The following is a 19,107-nucleotide window of genomic DNA, read 5'->3' as shown; positions in this document are numbered from 1 at the left end:
AGGAAAGAACCGGGTCCAGGGCGGATGCCCTGGTGAGGGGTGCAGGGGGGCCACGCCCCCTTGCCCGCCGGAGGCCGACCGTCGAGAACCGTGGGAGGCAGCCGGTCTCCGAACTCGAAACCGGCGCCGAGAGCGGCCTCTCATCAATCCAGCCGAGCGACGTCGCCAAGGTCTCCTTTGTACGGTTCCCACAGGATCATCGCCGGCGGGCCGGGGGAGTCGTCGAGGACGCCGTGGACCTCGAGGAACTTTCCATCCACGATCCGATAGACGTACGACGACGGCTCCTTCTGTTCCTGCCCTTTATCCGGGCCCGCGGTGATGGTCCGGTTGCGGAACGTGAAGATTCTGACGCGGCCCGACTGCTCGACGGTGAAGTCGGAGGTGTGGGAGTAGAGGACCCGTTTCCGTTCGTCGTAGGCGGTCAGGATCGTCTTCCGATCCCGATGCTCCTTGATGAGCGTGACCTTCCCGCCGGGGGCGTTCTGGTAGCGGATCCACTTCCCCTGGACCTGCTTGAGCAGTTCGTCCGGCTCCGCGGCGCGACTGACGAGAGCCAGGGCCAGGACGAGCGGGACCGACAGCCACACGAGACCCGTTCCGCGACGCTGGTTCCGCCCCATGCCCTGCCCTCCGATGAATCAGGTCTTCCGGTTTCCCGTCCGCCGACACCGAAGTGTGCCGATCCTTCGATCGCGCGGTCAACGGCGTTCGCGCGCGTCGCGGCCGGACGTCGTCCCCCTTACTGGACGGGCTTCGCGACCTCGACGGCGATCGGCTTGTCCGCCTTGCCGGCCGGCGACGCATCACCCGGTCGACGTTTCAGCGGGAGGATCGGCTCTTTCAGATCGAAGCAGGCGTCCGGGTGCTGGGCGAGGTACGCCCGCATCTCGTCGACGGTCGCCGTGAGCGAGAGTTCTTCGTGCGGCTTCGCCCCCAGGAGAGCGAGCAGCGGGGGAGGCGGGATCATTCGGGACCGGCCCGGCAGGCGACCGGCGCGGATCTCGGCCTCCACGAGGCGGGTCTTCAGCAGATAGAACCGCACCTCGTCCGGCGCGATGAACCGATACTGGAGCAGCAGCCAACCCGGGTCCTTCACCTCGGGATTGAGAGAGCGAACGCTCAGGAACGATCGATCGCCGATCGTCACGGCCCGCCCCAGGTAGCTCTCCTCCTCGCGTTTGCCGTAGTGCAGAGCCGAACTGACGAACCGCAGCGTGGTCTTTCCCTCCACCCGCTGGACGGTCATGACGCACTCGGTCCATTCCTCCTCCTTCCCTTTGTCCGGAGGGAAGTCCCAGCTCCCCAGCAGCCGGGCGTCGACCACGGAGTCCGCTTCGTCACACAGGGGCTGCGAGAACTCCGTGCAGCCGAGGAGGACACACAGCGTGAGGACGAGGGGAAGCCCTCTCCAGCGACGGACCGACGGCTCCGCACAGCATGAACAGCCCATGACTCCTCCTGCCTTCCGTCCCGACCCCGGCGACGCCTCCCTGGAAGTCGCCGGTTGAAGTCTGACCTGCGGAAAGGACCAGCGTCAACGGACGAGCCGGCGCAGGGAGTTCCAGGGGGGGCAGCCGCGGATGGACACCGATCGGGCAAACACGAAGCCGACGACCACGGAACGGACGAGGGTGGATTCCCCGGCGCGGGTTAAGCGGGGACCAGCGGCCCACAGGGCCGGAGAGCGCGTCTCGCGGCGCGATGCCACGGATCTCCGCACTGCGGGGGCGGACGGTGAAGACTCGCTCACACGACACCGCTCGCTCTGGACTCCTCGCGGGTTGGCGAGGGGGCATACGACACGTTGTCCGCGCTTGGACACCGACTCCTTCAGACATCTCTCGACGGCCAGGCCTCCGGCGGGCAAGGGGGATTCTCCCCCTTGCATCCCCTGACCAGGGTGCCCCTGGACCCGGTGGCCGTGGAACGTGGGATCGAGCGAACGGGTGCCGTGCCGGTGAGAACGATGTTCGAGCGACGAGCAGTTCGATGGCTCGGCATCTCGTCCCGATCGAATCTATCGCAACATCAGAACCCAGTATTGAGCCACCCAGAGCAGGACCTCGGCCACGAACGCCGCCAAGGCGTGCCGCCATGGTCGCTCGACCAGGAGCAATAAGAACAGCGAGACCAATGGGCAGACGAACCAGGCCAACACCGATGACCAGACGAAGGCTGCAACAACGATCCAGGCCCACAAGGGGAACGAATCGACTTGTTGCAGCACGCCAAAACGCCCCGCGACGGCATACATCCCACAAATGACAAAGGCCGTCAGATGACCGTAGATGCAGTACCGCATGTCGGCCTCCGACTGACTCCCGGACTCTCCCTGAAACTACGTCCCCAACGCGTAACCCGTGGGCGCTCGATGCAGCGACGCCGCGAGAACCCGCCCCGCTGGACCGCCGCCATAGGACACAGCATAGTGCGCACGTTCGCTCGCTCACCCTCTCCCGGCCTCATCCAAGCGGCGCCATGTCCCGCCCACTTCGCCTCCGCTGGATCCTGCTCCCCCTCGCCCTCATCACCGCCCTCGCGGCAGCGGACCTCCGCGCACAACCACCCGCTGCCGCCCCGCCCCTCCCCGACGGTCCCCCGGCCGGCTTCGAGACACTCGACAAGACCGAACAGGACCCCTGGCTGGAATTGTTCCCCCTCATCTCGACCGAACCGGAAGAGGCCCTCGACCTCATCGAGCTCCAGCTCGAAAACCCGGATCTCCCGATCGCCGACCGCACGCGACTCCTCGCCACCCGGGCCTCGATCCTGGATCGCCTGGGACGCAGCGACGAAGCCGCGGAAGCTCGCGGCGAGCTTCGCAACCAGCTCCGCCGGCGACGCGGCCCGGACCGCCGCGGCATGCGCCCCGGCGGCTTCTCCGGCGAGGACGCGTCTCTGCTGTCGAGGTTCTTCCTCTCCTCCTCACCCGATCAATGGGTCCCGACGCAGCCCTCCTCCGTACTCGCGACGGCCGGAGGGGTGTTCCTGCTGATGCTCGCCGCGTCGTACCGCCAGTCGCGCGTCGGCCGCGGATCGCGAGGGCGGTGGATCGGAGTCTCGCTCGTCTTCACCGCCCTCGGACTGCTGCCGCTCTGGACTCTGCTCGTCGCCGGCCGGTTCGTCTTCGAACGGTCCGGCAGCGCCAGCATGGGCCTCACCTTCTGGGCGACCGGGCTGTCGATCTTCTTCCTCATGGCGATGAACCTGCGGGCCCTCAACCAGCTGAAGAACCGGAGCTTCAACGAGATCACCACGGGCCCCATCCCCGAACGCGTGGCGGAGCTCTCCCGACAAATGGGGGTCCACCCGCCGCTCGTCCGGATGATCCCGGCTGACACCGGGGACCTGAGCGCCATGGCCTTCATGTCCAGCATCGCCGCCCCGACGCTCCTGACGACCGGCGGCATCCTGCACCGGCTGACGCCCGAAGAACGGGACGCCATCCTGGCTCACGAGCTGGGCCACATCGCCAACCTGTCGCTGTGGTGGTTCGCCGGCATCGTCCCGGTGGCGGCCTCGGCGGCGGTTTTCGTCGCCGCCTGGCTCGACTTTCCGGGCTCCCCGGTGACCGAACTGGCGGGGGCGGCGCTGTTCTTCGGCGGGGCGCTCGCGACGGGGCTCAAGCGGGTCCTGAGCCGCGTCCTGGAGTACGACTGCGACCGCCGCGCCGCGGAAGCGGTCGGCCACCAGCCGCTCGCCTCCGCCCTGTCCAAGATCCATGTGCTGCTCGGCATCCCGAACAAGGGGCTGCTCTCCTGGATGATCTACGCGACCGCCACGCATCCCTCGCGCGATGAGCGGATCGACGCCATCGCGCGGCAGGCCCCGGAGTTCGAGCCGGTCACCGTCCCCTGGGAGCGGGGGGACGTCCCGCGCCGCCGCTGGGCCGCGCGGTGCATGACTCTCGTCTGGCTGACGGTGCTGGCGGCCTCGCTGGTCCTGATCCGTTCCGGCCATCCGAGCGAGGGAGCGATCGCCAACCTGCTGATGCTGGCCACGGTCCTGATCCCTCCCGGGCTGGTCTGGTGGGTCATCTACACCAATGGACGCTGGATGCGGCGCCGGATGGCGGTCCGCGGGAGCTGGTGGAGCGGGGGCCGGGTCACGGTGCTCTCGATTGTCCTGATGATTGCCGTCCTGATCGCCATTGGCCTGGACTCCGCGGTCCGCGAGAGCGCCGGCGGACGGCGGGAGCCGATGTCGATCGTCCTGGCCCTGTCGTTCCTGGCGACGTTCCTGGGAGTCCTTGCGGGGATGTTCCTGTCGATGCTGGCCCGCTTCACGGCCCGGGACGAGACCAGGATCGTGACGCTTCTCCTGGCGGGGGACTACGAGGCGCCGCTGGCCCTGGCGGAGCGGAAGCCGCGGAGGAAGTGGTCGCCGACGGCCCGGTACAATCTGGCAATCTGTCACGCGCTGAACGGGGATCGCGAGCGGGGGCGGGAGGAGTTCCGCAAGCTGACCGACGAGGGGCGCGGGCCGCTGGCGGCGCTGCTGGTGCTGGCCCTGCTGCAACTGGAGGACGAGTTGCCGCGGGAGGTGCTGGCCACGGCGCGGGAGTATGAGGCGGCTCAGCCGCGGGACCCGGTGGGACCGTTGATGGAGGGGGTGGCGCTGTTGGAGTTGGGGGAGCTCGATGGGGCGTGGGAGGCGGCGGAACGGTCGGCGAGCCTGAAGCCCGATGAGGCGCAGACGATGGCGCTGAAAGGCCGGATCGCGATGGCGCGGGGGGACCTGGAGACGGCTGTCCGATGTCTGGACGCGGCGGAGGGGATGGCTCCGGGGGACATTTCGATGGAGCGGGGCCGGTTCGATCTGGCGATGCGGGAGGGGAATCTGGAGGGGGCGCGGGTGCATCTGGATCGGATTCGCGATCAGGTGATGGCGGCGCCGTTGTCGTTCATGCAGGCGCGGGTGAAGCGGCTGGAGCGAAGGTGGGAAGAGAAGGCTTAAGGCTTAAGGCTTAAGGCGGAAGGTAGAGAGGAGAGGCAAGACACATTGGGTCCAGGGGGACCCTGGTGGGGGATGCAAGGGGATCACATCCCCTTGCCCGCCGGAGGCCTGGCCGTCGAGAGATGTCTGAAGGAGATCGTGTCCAGGCGCGGGCGCAGTGCCGGATGCCCCCTCACCAACCCGCGGAGAGTGCAGAGCGAGCGCCGCAGTGTGAGGGCGCCCTCTGCTGTTGTTGCGCCCCTTCAGGGCTTGAGGACGATTGGACTCACCGTTCCTGGGGCGTTGCCCCAGGCTAAGTTGTTGAACGCCTTCAGCGTTCGACCTTCGAACGACTCATGCCCCTCGCATCGCCAATACCGACCGATTGACAATAGACACATTGTCTCTACTCTCTGGAGGAGTCGATTCTTCGCGTCGATCCGGAGGCCGCTCATGCGATTTGTTCTGTCGTGTTGCGTCGTTGTGGGACTGAGCGTTCTGGCGGGGTTGTCGCGCGGGGAGGAGGCGACGGCCGATTCCGCGGAAGTGAAGGAGACGCGGCGGCTGATTGACGCGGAGCTGCCGCGGTGGAGTTTTCAGACGGCCGGGAAGCGGGAGGTGAAGCTGGAGCCGAAGTCGCTGCTGCGGTGGTCGAACCCGGGGACGGGGCGGGTGTTCGGGGACCTGTATGTGGCGACGGACGAGGGGCGGCCGGTCGTCGTGATGTCGCTGTTTTATGCGTGGCAGCCGGCGAACGGGTTTCATGTCGAGCTGCATTCACTGACGGCGGGGGAGCTGACGGGACGGCGGGCGGGCGTGGCGACGTGGAGTCCATCGCGACCGGGAATGGTGATGAAGGGCGTGCCGGAGAGCGGGAAGCCGGCGGGGACGGCGGTGGCCCGGCTGGCACAGATGAAGGCAATGGCGCGGGAGTTCTCCGTGGTGCTGGAGGATCGGCGGGTGAGCGATGCGGGGGAGGAGCAGGCGCTGCGGCTCTTGAGTCAGCCGCTGTACCGGTATCCCGCGGGGATGCCGGGGGCGGTCGATGGAGGTCTGTTTGCGTTTGCGCTGGGGACGGATCCGGAGATCTTTGTGCTGCTGGAGGGGCGGGAGACCGAGTGGCAGTACGGGCTGGTGCGGATGAATGACGGGGCGCTGCAGGTGCTGTATGAGGGCAAGGAGGTGCAGCGGTTCGAGCGGGCGACGGAGCGGGATCATGAGCATGATCCGTATGTGCTGAAGCGGGTGACGCCGTGAGGTCGGGGAGAGCGTGACCTGTGCACTCCGGCGAGCGAAGCGAGCGGAGGGCCGGGTGCAGGGTGGAACCCTGCCCGCCGGAGGCATTTCATGAGGAACGGTCCAAGCTAAACTGGACGCTGTTGTGGCGGCAAAACCCCGCGTCCCTGTCAGCCGCGGTGGTGGGAGTGAATCCGGGGGGAGCGATGGGCCCGAATCATCTCATTCCTGGTCGCGGGCTTCGGTTCGTTGGCTGGGTTGTCGGAGGGGCCGGTCTGTTGATCGTTGCGGGACCGGGGTTGAACAGCCACGGCGGCGCGGAGACGGTGTGGTGGCTCAGTCTGGGGATGGGACTGCTGCTGGCGGGCTCGATCATTGGATGGCTGGGGACGCGTTGGCGGTGATTGCCGGTCGCGACGCGGATTGGCGCGTCGCCCCGACAGAGCGGCGATGGTCCTTTTGATCAGGGGGCTGACGCCGGCTTCGAATCAGGGGGCTGACGCCGGCTTGGAATCAGGGGGCTGACGCCCCCCGTTCGCCGATGATCAGCAGCTGAAGAAGTTGACCCGTTCGTAGCGGTTGGGGCGAGGCTCGGTGACTTCGGCCTTGGCGTCCTCGATGAGGTAGAGGAACCGTAGCTCGCCCCGATCGAGGAACGGTCGGACTCGCAGGGTGCCTTCTACGCGGAGTGTCTTTCCCTGCTCGTAGCCGATTTCGTGCGTCAGCTTGACGCCGATCTTGGCGTAGCGGAGCTGAGTCGAGTCGGAGGACTGGGCCGGTTTGCGGCGTGTGTCGCCGATCAACAGGAAGTGACGCATTTTCTCGGCGAGCGGAGGGAACATCGCACCGTAGACGACGACGCGGGTTCCATCGAGCTCCTGAATTCGGCTGGGGATGGTCGAGGGATCGAACCAGCTCGCGTGGACTTCGGGGAACTCCAGGTCGTCTGCTTCGAGGACCATGGTCGGTTTGCCGACGATGGTGCGGGATGTCCCCGCCAGAAGAATGACAGCCAGAACGAGTCCAATGACCTTGCCCATCGAATGCATCTCCTGACGAGATTCCGCGTGTGCCCTTGCGGCGCGGACAGTCTGCGGGAGAGCGTCGATCGCGTCAATTTGAGTTCCCGGCGGGCGGAAGCGACTGCGTTTCGTCAGCTTGCGGGGTGGTCGGCGGCGCGGTCCCGGGCGGTCACTTCGCGATAGAGGATGTTGAGGGCGATCGTCAGCATGACCGCTCCCGGGAGGGCAATCAGAAGGCCGACGGGAAACCCTCCGCGGTGGGGGACGACGTGCCCGAGGGCCAGAAACGTCGGCCCGAAACTGGCGCACACAGGAAACAAGGTTCTGCCCATTTCTCGATCTCCGAATGGCGGGGGATGACAGCGACGCTACCCGGACGCTGGGCCCGCCACAAGGAGAACGTGAGGAGAACGGAGTACTGCGCCGCGGCCGACCGCCTTCAGGTTGAGGAGGGCCTCAGGTTTCCTCGACGCTCTTTCGCATGGCGGCGGTGAGCGACTGCCGGAGCGTGAGCATCTCTTCCCAGGGGTCGGTCCTCCGCCGCGCGAGGGTGGTGGTGAGGTTCTTCATGGTGAAGTGATTCGAGCGCATCTGCGGGGTGAGCTGCGTCCAGGCGATCGGGACCGCGACGGAGGCTTCGTCCCTGGCTCGGGTGGAGTAGGGGGCGACGGCGGTGGCGCCGCGGTCGTTTCGCAGGTAGTCGAGGAAGATCTTTCCGCGGCGTTCGCTCTTGCTCATGTTCGTCGTGTAGGCGCGGGGATCGTCGGCCGCCATCTGTCGGACGAAGCCGCGGGTGAAGGCTTTGATCTCCGGCCACTCGCCGCGGCGGACGATCGGGGCGACGACGTGGAGCCCCTTCCCTCCTGTCACCTTCAAAAAGCTCTCGAGGCCCAGATCCTGGAGGCGATCCCGCACCTCGCGGGCGGCTCCGACGACCTTGGACCAGGCGAGACCTTCGTCGGGGTCGATGTCGAAGATCAGGCGGTCGGGCTTCTCGATGTCGTCACAGCGGGAGCCCCAGGGGTGGATCTCGAGCGTTCCCATCTGGCACGTCGAGAGGAGCCCCGCGAGGCTGTCGATGTAGAGGTAGTCCTCCGTTTCGTCCTTCTCCCGGATCGGGATCCGCTTGAGGGCGTCGGGGGTGCCGCCGGCGGCGTGCTTCTGGAAGAACCGCGGACCGCCGACGCCGTCCGGGCAGCGGACGAGGCTCAGCGGCCGGTTCTCGATGTGCGGCAGCATCCACTCCGCGACCGCGGCGTAGAACTCTACGAGGTCGAGCTTGGTGATCCCTTCCGCGGGATAGAGGACCTTCTCGGGATGCGTGAGGTGGAGCTGTTCGAGCTGCTTCTGGTCCGCCGCGGAGAGTTCGGGGCCGCTGTGGTGCTGGGTGGGGCGTCGCCTGGCCGGAGCTTTCCTGGCGGTCCCGTTTGCGGGCTTTCGTTCACCACCCGGGGACGACTTTGTCTTGCGCGGTGCTTCCTCCATCGCCGGGGCCTCCTTCGGAATGTCGCGTTTCACCGAACGGGCCGGCTTGTCTTCCCGCAGGCCCTGGAAGACCGGGTGCCGCAGGCGGCCGTCGCGGGTCCACTGCGTGAAACCGATCTGGGCGACGAGGTTCGGATCGACCCAGTGGACGCCCCGCCCCGCTCCGGTGACGCGGTCCGCGAACGGGGACTCGTCGCTCTCGCGGGTCACGAGCCGTTCCCGGAGATCCGCCGTCATAGCCTCGGTGAAGCCGGTCCCGACTTTGCCGGCGTACTTGAACTCGCCGTTGTCGTGATAGCCGATGAGGAGCGCCCCAAGACGGCGGGTCGCGGAGGTCGAATCCGTGAAACCGCCGATGACGAACTCGTCCTGCTGGCTTATCTTGGACTTGACCCAGTTGCCGCCGCGCCCGGAGAGATATGGCTGGTCGCGGCGCTTGGAGACGATCCCTTCCAGCCCCATATCGGCCGCCTTCCGAAACAGTTTGTCGCCCTGCCCCACCTGGTGATCCGAATAGAGAATCCGGCCGTGAGGACGGTTGCCGAGGAGCTCCGCGAGCTGGTCCTTGCGGACCTCCAGCGACTTCCCGCGGAGGTCCGTTCCGTCCCGCCACAAGAGGTCGAAGACGTAGTAGACGAGCCCGTCGGTCTGGCTGTCGCTGAGTGCCTCCTGGAGCATCCCGAAACGCGTCACCCCTTCGTCATCGACCGCACACACTTCGCCATCGAAGACCAGGTCCTCGCCGTGGAACCGCCGCTGGAGGTCCTGGGCGATCTCCGGGAAGCGGTGCGACCAGTCGAGGTCGTTCCGCGTCTTGAGCTGGACCTTGTCCTTATGAACGAAGGCGACGACGCGGTAGCCGTCGAGCTTGATCTCGTGCAGCCAGTCGTCCCCCGCGGGCGGGGCTTCGACGAGCGTCGCCAGTTCGGGCTGGATCGACTTCGGGAACTTGTCGCCCGACGTCCTGGACTTCGCCGCAGTCCTGGGCTTGGCCGCGGGCTTGGATCGGGTTGTCTTTGAAGTCGGGCGGGACTTGCGGCCGGTCTTCGGGCCTTCGGAGTTCCACTCGGCCGGCGGCTCTTCGGCCATCTCGCCGATCGTGACACCGCTGAGGACGCTCGCCGGTTCGTCCTTCACGATGTCCCGCTCCTTCAGCGGCCGGGCCGCGTCGTCCCGCTCCTTGATGAGGAGCCAGTTGTCCTTCTTCTCCCCCGGCTTGCGGCGCATCCGGACGAGGGTCCAGCCGCCCGTCAGCTTCTCGCCGTGGAGATGGAACTTGAGCTTGCCGTTCCTCAGACCTTCCGCCGCGTCGCCAAGCGGCTCCCAGGTGCCGTTGTCCCAGACGATGACGGTGCCGCCGCCGTACTGCCCCGGCGGGATGATCCCTTCGAAGGTGCCGTATTCCAGCGGGTGGTCTTCCACCTGGACGGCCAGGCGTTTCAGCGAGGGGTCGAGGCACGGGCCCTGCGGGACGGCCCAACTTTTCAGGACGCCGTCCCATTCGAGACGGAAGTCGTAGTGGAGGTGGCTGGCGTCATGTTTCTGAACGACAAAGGCGAGTCCCTTCTTCGTCGAACGGTGTCGGGACGACTTCCCCGCCGGTTCGCTGGTTTTGTGGAAGTCCCGTTTCCGCTTGTATTCCTTGAGCTGTGATTGAGCCGACGCCATTGCCTGTGCACTCCCGGACTTGCCGTCAGAAGGGGTGCAAACCCTGCGCCCGGGTGCAGAGTGGAACGCTACCGAGGACTCTCGCACAGGAGTGCATCCGAGCGTGGACCGGCGCGACTGGGCCAATGGGTGTTCGGATGTCGGTCCGGTAGCGACGCGGGTTGGTGAGGGGGCATCCGGCACCGCGCCCGCGCTTGGACACTGGCTCCTTCAGACATCTCTCGACGAGAGGGCCTCCGGCGGGCAAAGGGCCAAAAAGCAACACAGGCCCCTCTGCACTCCCCACCAGGGGTGAACCCCTGGACCCCGGCTCTCTTGGGGGGCTATCCGGACTTTCGCGCGGGACGCTTCGTCGAACGACCATTCCCCTTCGTCGTCCGCGACTTCCGCCCCGCCGCTCGCGGCGCCGGCGTCGTCATCTTCAAACTCTTCTTGATCGCATCCATCAGGTTGATGACATCCGGCTCCTTCGACTCCCGAACCGCCGTCACCTCCTTCCCCTCAATCTTCGCCTCAATCACCTCCCGCACCCGCTCATTGTAATCCTCCCGGAACGCCGACGGATCAAACGACTCCTGGCTCATCCCCTCCACCAGCGACTTCAGCAGCTTCAACTCCGCCGCCGTCGTCTTCCCGCCACTCGCACTCGGCGTCGGAATCTCCTCCCGATCCCGCAACTCCCCCTCGTAGTACAAGCAATCCATCACCAGAAAGTCCTCGGCCGCCCGGATCGAAACCAGCTTCTGCTTCCGGGAGATCACCACCTCCCCGATGGCCGAAACCCCTTCGTCCGCCAGCCCCTGACGGATCAGGCCATACGTCTTCTGAGCCATCTTGCCATCCGGAACCAGGTAGTACGCCTGCCCCGCGTAGAGCGCCGGATCGATCGACGTCAGAGGGACGAACGTGGCGACGTCGATCGCCTTGTCCCCCTGGATGCGGACGGCATCGAGCTCGTCGCGATCCAGCACGACGTACTGCCCCTTCTGGAACTCGTAGCCGGAGACGATCTCGCTGCTCGGGACCTCACCGTGGATCGGGCAGACCTTCTTGTAGCGGATGCGGCTGTGGCAGGTTTCGTGGAGCTGGTTGAACGAGATGTCGTCCGACTTGGAGCCCGCGGACGTGGTGAACGCCTGGACGGGGAGCGAGACGAGACTGATGCGAAGATGCCCTTTCCAGGCAGCGTGCAGGGCCATGTTGGCGATCCGGACGGGGGTGAAGAGATGCCGTCCGTGAATACGCAGTCCTTTGGGGCTCCCTGTTTGCCGACGGAGGTGATGCAGCGGGTGTGCCCGTTTGGGATCGGCGGGTCAGTTTGTCGTATGTCCTCGCGGGGCTGGGATCTGGGGGTTGGGGCTGAACGGTGTTCAGGTGTGGGGGAGGCTGTCCGTCCGTCGATCACGGCTGCGGCGTTTCGCTCAGCCAGCCATGGAGACGGAATCGGCGTCCCCACCATTGCGGCCCAAATCACCGGGGTCCAGGGGCTCGCCCCTGGTGGGGAGTGCAGAGGGGCAACGCCCCTTTGCCCGCCGGAGGCCCTCTCGTCGTGAGATGTCTGATGGAGCCCGTGTCCAAGCGCGGACACCGTGTTGTATGCCCCCTCACCAACCCGCGGGGATTACGAAGCGAGCGGGGAGTCCTGAACGCCGGTTCCACAAAGCGGACGTCCGTTGTGTTCCACGGTTCCTCATAAAAGTGCCTCCGGCGGCAAGGGGGCGTGGCCCCCTTGACCCCAGCCTGCCGTGGCACGTTGGGTTTGAGCTATGGAAGCTTCGCCGGCAAGCGGCGCCATCAGGGGGCTGACGCCCCCCGCTCGCCTCCAGCCAGCCGTTCAACGGCCGACGCCACACCGAGAGTCACCTCCGCCATCCGGGCGTAATCGAGGGTGTCCGGAGTGTCGCTGACAAGGTGGTAGTTCGGGTTCCGGAGGAAGCTCGTATCGCTGAGCATCAGCGCCGGATAGCCCTGCTCCCAGAACGAGCTGTTGTCGGAGAGACCGATCTCGGGGATCGATTCCGGCAGCGCGATCGCAAAGAGCGGAAGCTGCGTCCCCTGCCGAAACCCGCGGCGGAACGACCAGACGAGCCGCCACGAGGCAAGATTGCCGACCGCCGCCAGGAAGTCCCCCCGCGTCGGCACGGCCCCCCGCAGCCAGCGCGGGATCGCCGGTGGGACCGTCTGGCTCCCTTCGGCATCGGTGAAGTAACCGACCATCTCCAGGCAGAGCATCGCCCGGATCTCCTCGTTCCGCGAACGGCAGCCCCGGGCGTGGACGCGGCTCCCCATCCCGTCCGTCTGGAAGTACGGCGGCTCTTCCGCCGCAAAGGAGACGAACCGGATCGTCCGGTCCGGGGCGAAGGTCTGGAGCTGCCGCGCGGTCTCGATCAGGACGGCGACCGCGGAGGCGTTGTCGTCCGCGCCGGGAGTCGTCGAGATCGTGTCGTAGTGGGCCCCGAGGATCACGATCTCGTCCGGACGGCCGCTTCCGATCCGGTTCGCCACCAGGTTGCAGACCTGCCGTCCGAGGAGCGGATAGAACTCCCGCTCCACCGACAGGCCGCACGAGGCGAGCTCCCGTTCGATGTAGGTGACTGTCGTTTCGGTCGTCGCTTCCCGCGCCATCGGCCGCGGACCGATCAGGCCCGCGAGACGGTCGACGTGCGTAAAGAGACGAGTTGCGAGTTCGCTCTGCACTGTTCCATGCTCCCGAGTGAGTGAGCGTAATGGGTCGACGATGGACGACAACATCGTCCCTTCTCTGGTTCGGACGATTCCGACGCAAAGGACCTCCGCCGGCCAGCGGAGCCATCCTTGCCGATCGAAGAAGCCACTCCTACGCCGAATGACCTTGGAGCGCGCGGGGCAGACCCGTCTGATACGCACGTCGCTGAATGGACAGGCCGGTTGACAGTTGAAAGCGACTCGACTACATCTGTAGACGTTCGTACTCCGCTCCTCTTCGGCACCGGCCCATGTCCTCGCCCGAACTCCGCGATCTTTCCATGGCAGAGTGGAAAGTCATGAAGATCGTCTGGGATCTTCAGAAGGCGATGGCCCGTGAGGTCTACACCCTCGCCGGCGAACTGCACGGCTGGTCCCCCGCCACCGTCAAGACGCTGCTCAAACGGCTCGTCGACAAGCAGTACCTCACGACCACGCCGGTCGGGAACGGCTTCGTCTATCGCCCGGCGCAATCGGCCATCGCCACCCTGCGGGGGGCCGCCGACACGCTCCTCTCCAACGCCACCGAGGCGGCCACGGGCCCGCTCCTCGTCCACATGGTCGAGGCCAGCGACCTCAATGCCCAGGACCTCGACGCGCTCCAGAAGCTGATCGACGCCAAGAAACGAACCCTCTCCCGCCGCAAGCCGCCATCGTGACCGAGGCCTGCGATTGGCTGTTGGATCCTGGCTGCTGAGCCCTCCCCTTCCTCTCCCCGCGCCGCGGAGACTCATGATGAACGTTGTGCTCCGGCTGAATGAGTGGGCCCCCGCGTGGTGGAGCTGGTTTGTTGCAGGCCACGTCGCCGCCGCAGGCGTGCTGGCGGTCGCCGCCACGGTCTGGTTCCTGGTCCGCCGCCGGGCGTCGCCGCGGTGGGGCTACCTGCTGTTCCTGCTCGTCCCGCTCAAGCTCCTGACGCCGGTCGAATTCCCCCTCCCGGCGCCGGTCGCCGCATGGCTCCCGAGTTTTGCGATCGGCCCCGCGGGAGTTCCGTCCACCGCCACCGTCGTCGAGCCTGCCCCGCAGCCCGCCGTCCCTGTCGACCGCGCCCCTCTCTCTTCGACGTCACGGCCTCAGCCGTCCCCGGTCAGCGATGCCGCGCGACCGATCGCTGTCTCGGCCCCGCCATCGACACCGACGCTGCCGAAGTTGGAAGCCGCGCCGATCCCCGCCACCGTCGCCCGGCCCCCCCGCGCGAGCTTCTCCTGGCGAGCGGTCCTCATGGTTGCCTGGGCCTTCGCCGTGGCGGGACTCGCGACGCGGTTCGCGTGGGTGCAATGGGCCTTCCATCGCCAGTTGCGACGCGCCGCTCCCGCCGAAGCGCCGTGGACAGATGAGTTCGCATCGCTCACGGCGGACGACCCCGCGCTCGCCCGCGTTCGCCTCTTGGAAACGGACCTCGTCCGCTCCCCCGCCGTGTGGGGAATCCGGACACCGCGGATCCTGCTTCCCCCCGGTTTGGCGGCGACGCTCACCGCCGGACAGCGGCGGTGGGTCCTGCTGCACGAACTGGCCCACATCCGCCGGCACGACCTGGCGATTCAGGCGGCGCTGCGCGGCCTCCAGATTGTGCACTTCACGAACCCCGCCCTGTGGATCGCGAGATCGGTCCTTGACCGCCTTCGCGAACTCGCCGCTGATGACCTGGCGAGCGCGCAACACGCGGGGAACTTCGTCGAGCGGGGCGAAGCGTTCCTGGGGGTCGTCCGCTGGGCCGCCCAGGCCGCCACGCGGTCCGCGGTTCCCGCTCTCGCGCTGTTTGACTCGCGCAGCGGTCGGACCTGTGCGGCGCGACTGCAACGGCTCCTCGACACCGACGCCCCCGCGCCGACGACGAGGCTGCGAGGATGGTCGATCGCGACGCTGGCGATCCTGGCGGCCCTCTGCCTCCCGCACCTCACCGGAGCCCAGAGCCCTGCGCAGCCTTCCGACAAGCCGGCTCCCCCAAAGATCGAACCGCAGGCGGCCCCCGCTCCGGCGACACGCCGGTTCGAGGTCCTGATCGTCGGGCCGGATGACAAGCCGGTCCCGAAGGCCAAGGTCGAGCTGCGGCTCATCCCGGGGCAGAAGACCTGGACTTTCCATCGCGGCGAGTTCGTGAAGGCCGGCCGCTACGGGACCTTCGCCCAGGCGGACGAGACCGGACGGCTGGCGGTCGATCTCCCGGCCCGCGGAACGCAGTATTTCAACGTCGATGTCACCACTCCCGGCTTCGGGCCGTTCTGGGCCGGATGGGACGTGGCGGATCGAAGCGACCAGATCCCCGACCAGTACACGATCCATCTCGATGCGGGAGCCCGCGTCGGCGGTGTCGTCGTCGACGAGGAGGGGCGGCCCGTCGAAGGGGTCTCGGTCCATCCCCACATCGAGTTCAAGAAGCGGGACGAAGATCAGAGCCAGCTCGGCGTCGGCGACCGGGTGAAGACCGACGCCGCCGGCCGCTGGACCTATGAAAGTGTTCCGGCGAGCCTCGACTCCGTCGGCATCACGCTGGACCATCCGCAGTACCTCAGCGAGAGCCGGGTGTCGCTTTCGCTGAAGGAGTTCAGCGTCCCTGCCGGCGGCACTCCGGAACGCCGGATCACGATCGCCCGCGGGATCGTGGCGACGGGCCGCGTCGTCGATCGCGAGGGAAAACCGGTCGCGGGGGCTCGGGTTCGGGGCCAGTTCATCAATGCCCAGCGCGAGGCGATGACCGATGACCGCGGCGAGTACCGGCTGGCGGGATGTCGCCCCGGCCGGTTCGACCTGGTCGTGACGGCCGCCGGCCATGGACCGGCACTCGAGAACATCGACTTCCAGCCGGACCTCGCTCCCGCCCACTTTACGCTCCCGGCGCCCCGGACAATCCGGGTCAAGATGGTCGACGCCGATGGAAAGCCGGTTCCCAAGTTCCGCGTCTTCTTCCAGAACTGGCGCGGGGACGACCACCGTTATGGGCTCGACAAAGTTCTGTCCTACGCCGACGAGAAAGGGGTGTGGGAATGGAATGAGGCCCCCGAAGACGCGGTGATCGCGGACATCGCCCCGCCGACCGGAATGCAGCTCTCCGAGCAGCGGCTCGTAGCCCGCGACGAGCCGTATGTGTTTATCTCCAAACCATCGCTCCACGTGAACGGCCGCGTCGTCGACCAGGCGACCGGGCAGCCGATCCCCGCCTTCCGGGTTGTGCTGGGGGAGGACCTGGGGAACGACCAGTTCATCTGGGACCGCAAGGACTCGTTCGACGGCAAGGACGGGGCGTTCTACTACCGCACCGACTATCCCCGGCCGAACTACCGTTTCCGCATCGAAGCGCCCGGCTACCAGACCGCCGACACACGCAATGTCCGCTCCGACGAGGGTTCGATCGAAGTGCGGGTCGAGTTGCGGCAGGGGAAGCGGTTCTCGGGCGTTGTCGTCACTCCGGACGGCCGCCCCGCCGAGAAGGCGACGGTCGTCATCGGCCTCAACCGGACACAGATCCGGTTCCTCAACGGCGAGTTTTCCGAGAGCGGGTCGTACTGCGACCGGCGGACCACCGGCGCCAAGGGGGAGTTCGAGATCCCCTCGCAGACCGGCCCCTTCGAGCTGATCGTGGTCCACCCCTCGGGCGCCGCGTGGGTCCCGCTCAAGCCCGACGACGCGCTGGAGACGATCCGGCTCGAGCCGTGGGCGGTCGTTCAGGGGATGGTCCGAGTCGGGGCCGAGCCGGCCGCCGACGTCCTCCTGAAACTGAGCCACCATTCCGACAGCTATGCGGAGGGCCGGCCGAACGTTTCGTTCGACTACCACGCGACGTCGGCCCGGGACGGCTCGTTCCGCTGGGACCGTGTGTTGCCGGGGAAGGGGACGGTGGTCCGCATCGTGCGGCACCACATCCGGGCTGGAGGGGAGTCGCAGACGTATTCACACCACCGGACCACGGAGTTCCCCAAAGGGGAGACGACGGAGGTCCAGATTGGCGGGACAGGACGGCCCGTCACGGGTCTGCTCGTCGCCCCGGCGGACCTGAAGGTCCCGTTCGACTGGAACTTCTCGTCGATCAACGTCGAGCCCGTCGGCCCTCTCCCCCCTCCGCCGCCGGAGATTCCGGCCGACGTCGAGGCGGACGAGGCGAAGCGGCAGAAGTGGTGGCAGGCCTACATGGCTACGCCGCAGGGTATCGCGTACCGGTCCGCGTATGACGCCTTCCTGGCGCAGCGGGAGGCGGCCTCCCGGTTTTCCTCGGCGGTGAACCGGGATGGCACATTCCGGATCAACGACATTCCACCGGGCGAGTATGAGCTGACAGCCGAGCTCTCGGCGATTCCCAGCGACGCGGTCAATGCTTTCGCCGGACCATTGGGCCGGCTGAAGCGGACTTTCACGGTTCCGCCGATCGAAGGGGACCGGACCGGCGCGGCGTTGGATCTGGGGACGCTGGAGATGGTGGGGGCGGGGGCGGGCGAATAGCTGGCGCGGCGCAGTGATCCTGAGGAACTTTGTAGAGCTCGCGGGTTCCGGGAGGCGGAGGTCGGGGGGGCACAGGCGTCCGCCTGATCGGTTCGCCGTCGTCGTGAAGCTACGGCGCTATCAGGGGGCTGACGCCCACCGCTCGCCCGGATGATCCACGCTGGTCAGCTGCCGATGGCGCGGCCGATGATGAAGCAGATGCCGAGCAGGAAGCCGGCGATGACGATCGCCGCTGCCGTGTTTCCTTTCTTAATCTCTTCCGCGAAGTCGATCTTTGTCTCGATCAGGTCGAACAGCTTGTAACCGATCACCGAGAGCAGGATCCCCACAAGCCCGAACAGCGACGCGATCAGAACCGAATCCCACATGTGATGCTCCCTTCAATGGTGCTTCAAGACAGAAACGATTGGCTGACTTCGGTCGCTCTGTGAATGAGCGGCTCCGCAAACGGGGCGATGTGACTGCTCGTGCGGAGTGTGGCGGAGGAGAAGAAACCACCGCACTCCGAGCGGACCGCGCACGGCTCGCAGACTGGGAGATATTCGTTCTTCCAGTCCGAGATGCTCTTCCGTGCGAAGGACCACAGAGCGGGCGGAAGGAGACAGAGCGGATGGTTGTAGATCGAGACGTTGAGGCCGTGGCGGTCCAGCGTTTCGACCGCCTGCCGCAGTTCCGACTGGTAGTCTGCGGGGTCGATCCACAGCCCCTCCAGGTTCATCCGGACGTAGCCCATCATCTCCAGCCCCATGAGGGCGACGTGCTCGACGAACGGCAGGTTCCGCGCCAGGAACTCCGCCCACTGCGGAAGGCGGTCGATCGTCTGGGCATGCAGGACGATGCGGATCTCGATCCGGACACCGCAGCGGGCGAGGTTCATGAGGCCTCGCACCGTCTGGTCGAACGCTCCCGCGGCCTGGACGACGAAGTCGTGCCGATAGGCGAGGTCCGAGTAGAGGGGGATCCCCAGCATCAGATCGGGATGGCGGAGATCGGCAAGCCGGCGGGCGAGGCGGAGGTACTGGAACAGCCGGCCGTTCGTCAGCATGTGGAGGGCGGTCTGCGGGAGATGGTCACGGCAGGCTCTGAGGATGTCGAAGAGCGCCTCCCCCAGCAGCGTCGGCTCGCCCCCGGTGATCCCGAGCTCCGGCGTCTGGCGATCCATGAGCGGGATGGCATCGAGGTAGGTCGCGACGAGGTGGCGGTCGGCGGCGGCCTTCGGTGGCTGGGAGCACATCAGGCAGTCGCTGTTGCACTGCTCCGTGAGGAGGAGGGCGTTGAACGGCGAGCCGCGGCGGTAGACGACCCACACCTCCCCGACACGGGGGCTGACGCGGACGATGTCCCCTTCAGCCAGATAGCTCATCGACTCCGGTAGCCGGGCGACATAGGCGTCAGCCGCGGCGACCTCGGCGGGCTCGTGAAGCGAGAAGTAGGCCCGGTGTCCGGCTGGAACCGGCGCAACGGGATCGCGCGAGAGATAGGCCGACGTTCCATCGGTCGGCGCGTCACCGGAGGTCTCGATCCGTGCCACGAACGGATCGAGATCGCGGATCGCCGGGACTCGTGCGTTCAGCTTCAACATCGGTGGCCCTGACGTCTC

The 19,107-nt window shown here is 67.0% G+C and carries 15 protein-coding genes; 5 read left to right on the top strand and 10 right to left on the bottom strand.

Annotation, left to right across the window (positions count from 1 at the left end):
• Positions 1 to 143: 143 nt before the first annotated feature.
• The 3 genes from VT03_RS21880 to VT03_RS21870 form a co-directional block, all read right to left on the bottom strand.
• Positions 144 to 623: a hypothetical protein gene (locus VT03_RS21880; protein ID WP_075094969.1), complete on the bottom strand. Its 480-nt coding sequence runs from the start codon at positions 621 to 623 to the stop codon at positions 144 to 146.
• Positions 624 to 742: 119 nt separating this feature from the next.
• A complete protein-coding gene (locus VT03_RS21875; RefSeq protein WP_075094968.1) occupies positions 743 to 1,453 on the bottom strand; it encodes a hypothetical protein in 711 nt (236 codons plus the stop codon).
• Between the two features lie 567 nt (positions 1,454 to 2,020).
• Positions 2,021 to 2,305, bottom strand: coding sequence for a hypothetical protein (locus tag VT03_RS21870; RefSeq protein ID WP_075094967.1), 285 nt, complete (start codon positions 2,303 to 2,305; stop codon positions 2,021 to 2,023).
• A 176-nt stretch (positions 2,306 to 2,481) separates the two neighbouring features.
• Here VT03_RS21870 and VT03_RS35085 point away from each other — a divergent pair, with 176 nt between their 5' ends.
• The 3 genes from VT03_RS35085 (at position 2,482) to VT03_RS35005 (ending at position 6,578) form a co-directional block, all read left to right on the top strand.
• Positions 2,482 to 4,959, top strand: a complete 2,478-nt coding sequence (locus VT03_RS35085) for a M48 family metalloprotease (protein WP_075094966.1) — start codon at positions 2,482 to 2,484, stop codon at positions 4,957 to 4,959.
• A gap of 432 nt (positions 4,960 to 5,391) precedes the next feature.
• Positions 5,392 to 6,195, top strand: coding sequence for a hypothetical protein (locus tag VT03_RS21860; RefSeq protein ID WP_075094965.1), 804 nt, complete (start codon positions 5,392 to 5,394; stop codon positions 6,193 to 6,195).
• A gap of 257 nt (positions 6,196 to 6,452) precedes the next feature.
• Positions 6,453 to 6,578 (top strand): hypothetical protein, encoded by a 126-nt coding sequence (locus VT03_RS35005; protein ID WP_255378408.1) that lies wholly within the window; start codon positions 6,453 to 6,455, stop codon positions 6,576 to 6,578.
• Between the two features lie 141 nt (positions 6,579 to 6,719).
• On the opposite strand, the gene VT03_RS21850 is transcribed toward VT03_RS35005, so the two are convergent.
• The 5 genes from VT03_RS21850 to VT03_RS21830 form a co-directional block, all read right to left on the bottom strand.
• Positions 6,720 to 7,214, bottom strand: a complete 495-nt coding sequence (locus tag VT03_RS21850) for a hypothetical protein (RefSeq protein WP_156514684.1) — start codon at positions 7,212 to 7,214, stop codon at positions 6,720 to 6,722.
• Between the two features lie 113 nt (positions 7,215 to 7,327).
• Complete coding sequence (locus VT03_RS21845) at positions 7,328 to 7,528, bottom strand: hypothetical protein (protein ID WP_156514683.1); 201 nt, start codon at positions 7,526 to 7,528, stop codon at positions 7,328 to 7,330.
• A 124-nt stretch (positions 7,529 to 7,652) separates the two neighbouring features.
• Complete coding sequence (ligD, locus tag VT03_RS21840; protein WP_075094961.1) at positions 7,653 to 10,349, bottom strand: DNA ligase D; 2,697 nt, start codon at positions 10,347 to 10,349, stop codon at positions 7,653 to 7,655.
• 323 nt (positions 10,350 to 10,672) lie between these two features.
• Positions 10,673 to 11,548 carry a Ku protein gene (locus tag VT03_RS21835; protein WP_075094960.1) on the bottom strand — a complete coding sequence of 292 codons (876 nt, stop codon included), beginning with the start codon at positions 11,546 to 11,548 and terminating at the stop codon, positions 10,673 to 10,675.
• Positions 11,549 to 12,143: 595 nt separating this feature from the next.
• On the bottom strand, positions 12,144 to 13,046 hold the full coding sequence (locus VT03_RS21830; protein WP_197489041.1) for a M28 family peptidase: 903 nt from the start codon (positions 13,044 to 13,046) through the stop codon (positions 12,144 to 12,146).
• Between the two features lie 308 nt (positions 13,047 to 13,354).
• Between VT03_RS21830 and VT03_RS21825 the strand changes: the two genes are divergently transcribed.
• Positions 13,355 to 13,732, top strand: a complete 378-nt coding sequence (locus tag VT03_RS21825) for a BlaI/MecI/CopY family transcriptional regulator (RefSeq protein WP_197489040.1) — start codon at positions 13,355 to 13,357, stop codon at positions 13,730 to 13,732.
• Between the two features lie 73 nt (positions 13,733 to 13,805).
• On the top strand, positions 13,806 to 17,507 hold the full coding sequence (locus VT03_RS21820) for a carboxypeptidase regulatory-like domain-containing protein (protein WP_082846423.1): 3,702 nt from the start codon (positions 13,806 to 13,808) through the stop codon (positions 17,505 to 17,507).
• 164 nt (positions 17,508 to 17,671) lie between these two features.
• Here the strand turns inward: VT03_RS21820 and VT03_RS21815 are convergent, their stop codons facing one another.
• A complete protein-coding gene (locus VT03_RS21815) occupies positions 17,672 to 17,875 on the bottom strand; it encodes a DUF350 domain-containing protein (protein WP_075094956.1) in 204 nt (67 codons plus the stop codon).
• A 23-nt stretch (positions 17,876 to 17,898) separates the two neighbouring features.
• Positions 17,899 to 19,089: a His-Xaa-Ser system radical SAM maturase HxsC gene (gene hxsC / locus VT03_RS21810; protein ID WP_075094955.1), complete on the bottom strand. Its 1,191-nt coding sequence runs from the start codon at positions 19,087 to 19,089 to the stop codon at positions 17,899 to 17,901.
• Positions 19,090 to 19,107: the final 18 nt, after the last annotated feature.

Source organism: Planctomyces sp. SH-PL14 (genome assembly GCF_001610835.1).
GTDB lineage: Bacteria > Planctomycetota > Planctomycetia > Planctomycetales > Planctomycetaceae > Planctomyces_A.
Note: the sequence above shows the minus strand (reverse complement) of the source record. Positions and strands in the feature narration are given on the sequence as shown.

Bases quoted from the DNA above. Each gene is read 5' to 3' on its own strand.
- VT03_RS21880 (WP_075094969.1), bottom strand. From the start codon at position 623: ATGGGGCGGAACCAGCGTCGCGGAACGGGTCTCGTGTGGCTGTCGGTC.
- VT03_RS21875 (WP_075094968.1), bottom strand. From the start codon at position 1,453: ATGGGCTGTTCATGCTGTGCGGAGCCGTCGGTCCGTCGCTGGAGAGGG.
- VT03_RS21870 (WP_075094967.1), bottom strand. From the start codon at position 2,305: ATGCGGTACTGCATCTACGGTCATCTGACGGCCTTTGTCATTTGTGGG.
- VT03_RS35085 (WP_075094966.1), top strand. From the start codon at position 2,482: ATGTCCCGCCCACTTCGCCTCCGCTGGATCCTGCTCCCCCTCGCCCTC.
- VT03_RS21860 (WP_075094965.1), top strand. From the start codon at position 5,392: ATGCGATTTGTTCTGTCGTGTTGCGTCGTTGTGGGACTGAGCGTTCTG.
- VT03_RS21850 (WP_156514684.1), bottom strand. From the start codon at position 7,214: ATGGGCAAGGTCATTGGACTCGTTCTGGCTGTCATTCTTCTGGCGGGG.
- VT03_RS21845 (WP_156514683.1), bottom strand. From the start codon at position 7,528: ATGGGCAGAACCTTGTTTCCTGTGTGCGCCAGTTTCGGGCCGACGTTT.
- ligD (WP_075094961.1), bottom strand. From the start codon at position 10,349: ATGGCGTCGGCTCAATCACAGCTCAAGGAATACAAGCGGAAACGGGAC.
- VT03_RS21835 (WP_075094960.1), bottom strand. From the start codon at position 11,548: ATGGCCCTGCACGCTGCCTGGAAAGGGCATCTTCGCATCAGTCTCGTC.
- VT03_RS21825 (WP_197489040.1), top strand. From the start codon at position 13,355: ATGGCAGAGTGGAAAGTCATGAAGATCGTCTGGGATCTTCAGAAGGCG.
- VT03_RS21820 (WP_082846423.1), top strand. From the start codon at position 13,806: ATGATGAACGTTGTGCTCCGGCTGAATGAGTGGGCCCCCGCGTGGTGG.
- VT03_RS21815 (WP_075094956.1), bottom strand. From the start codon at position 17,875: ATGTGGGATTCGGTTCTGATCGCGTCGCTGTTCGGGCTTGTGGGGATC.
- hxsC (WP_075094955.1), bottom strand. From the start codon at position 19,089: ATGTTGAAGCTGAACGCACGAGTCCCGGCGATCCGCGATCTCGATCCG.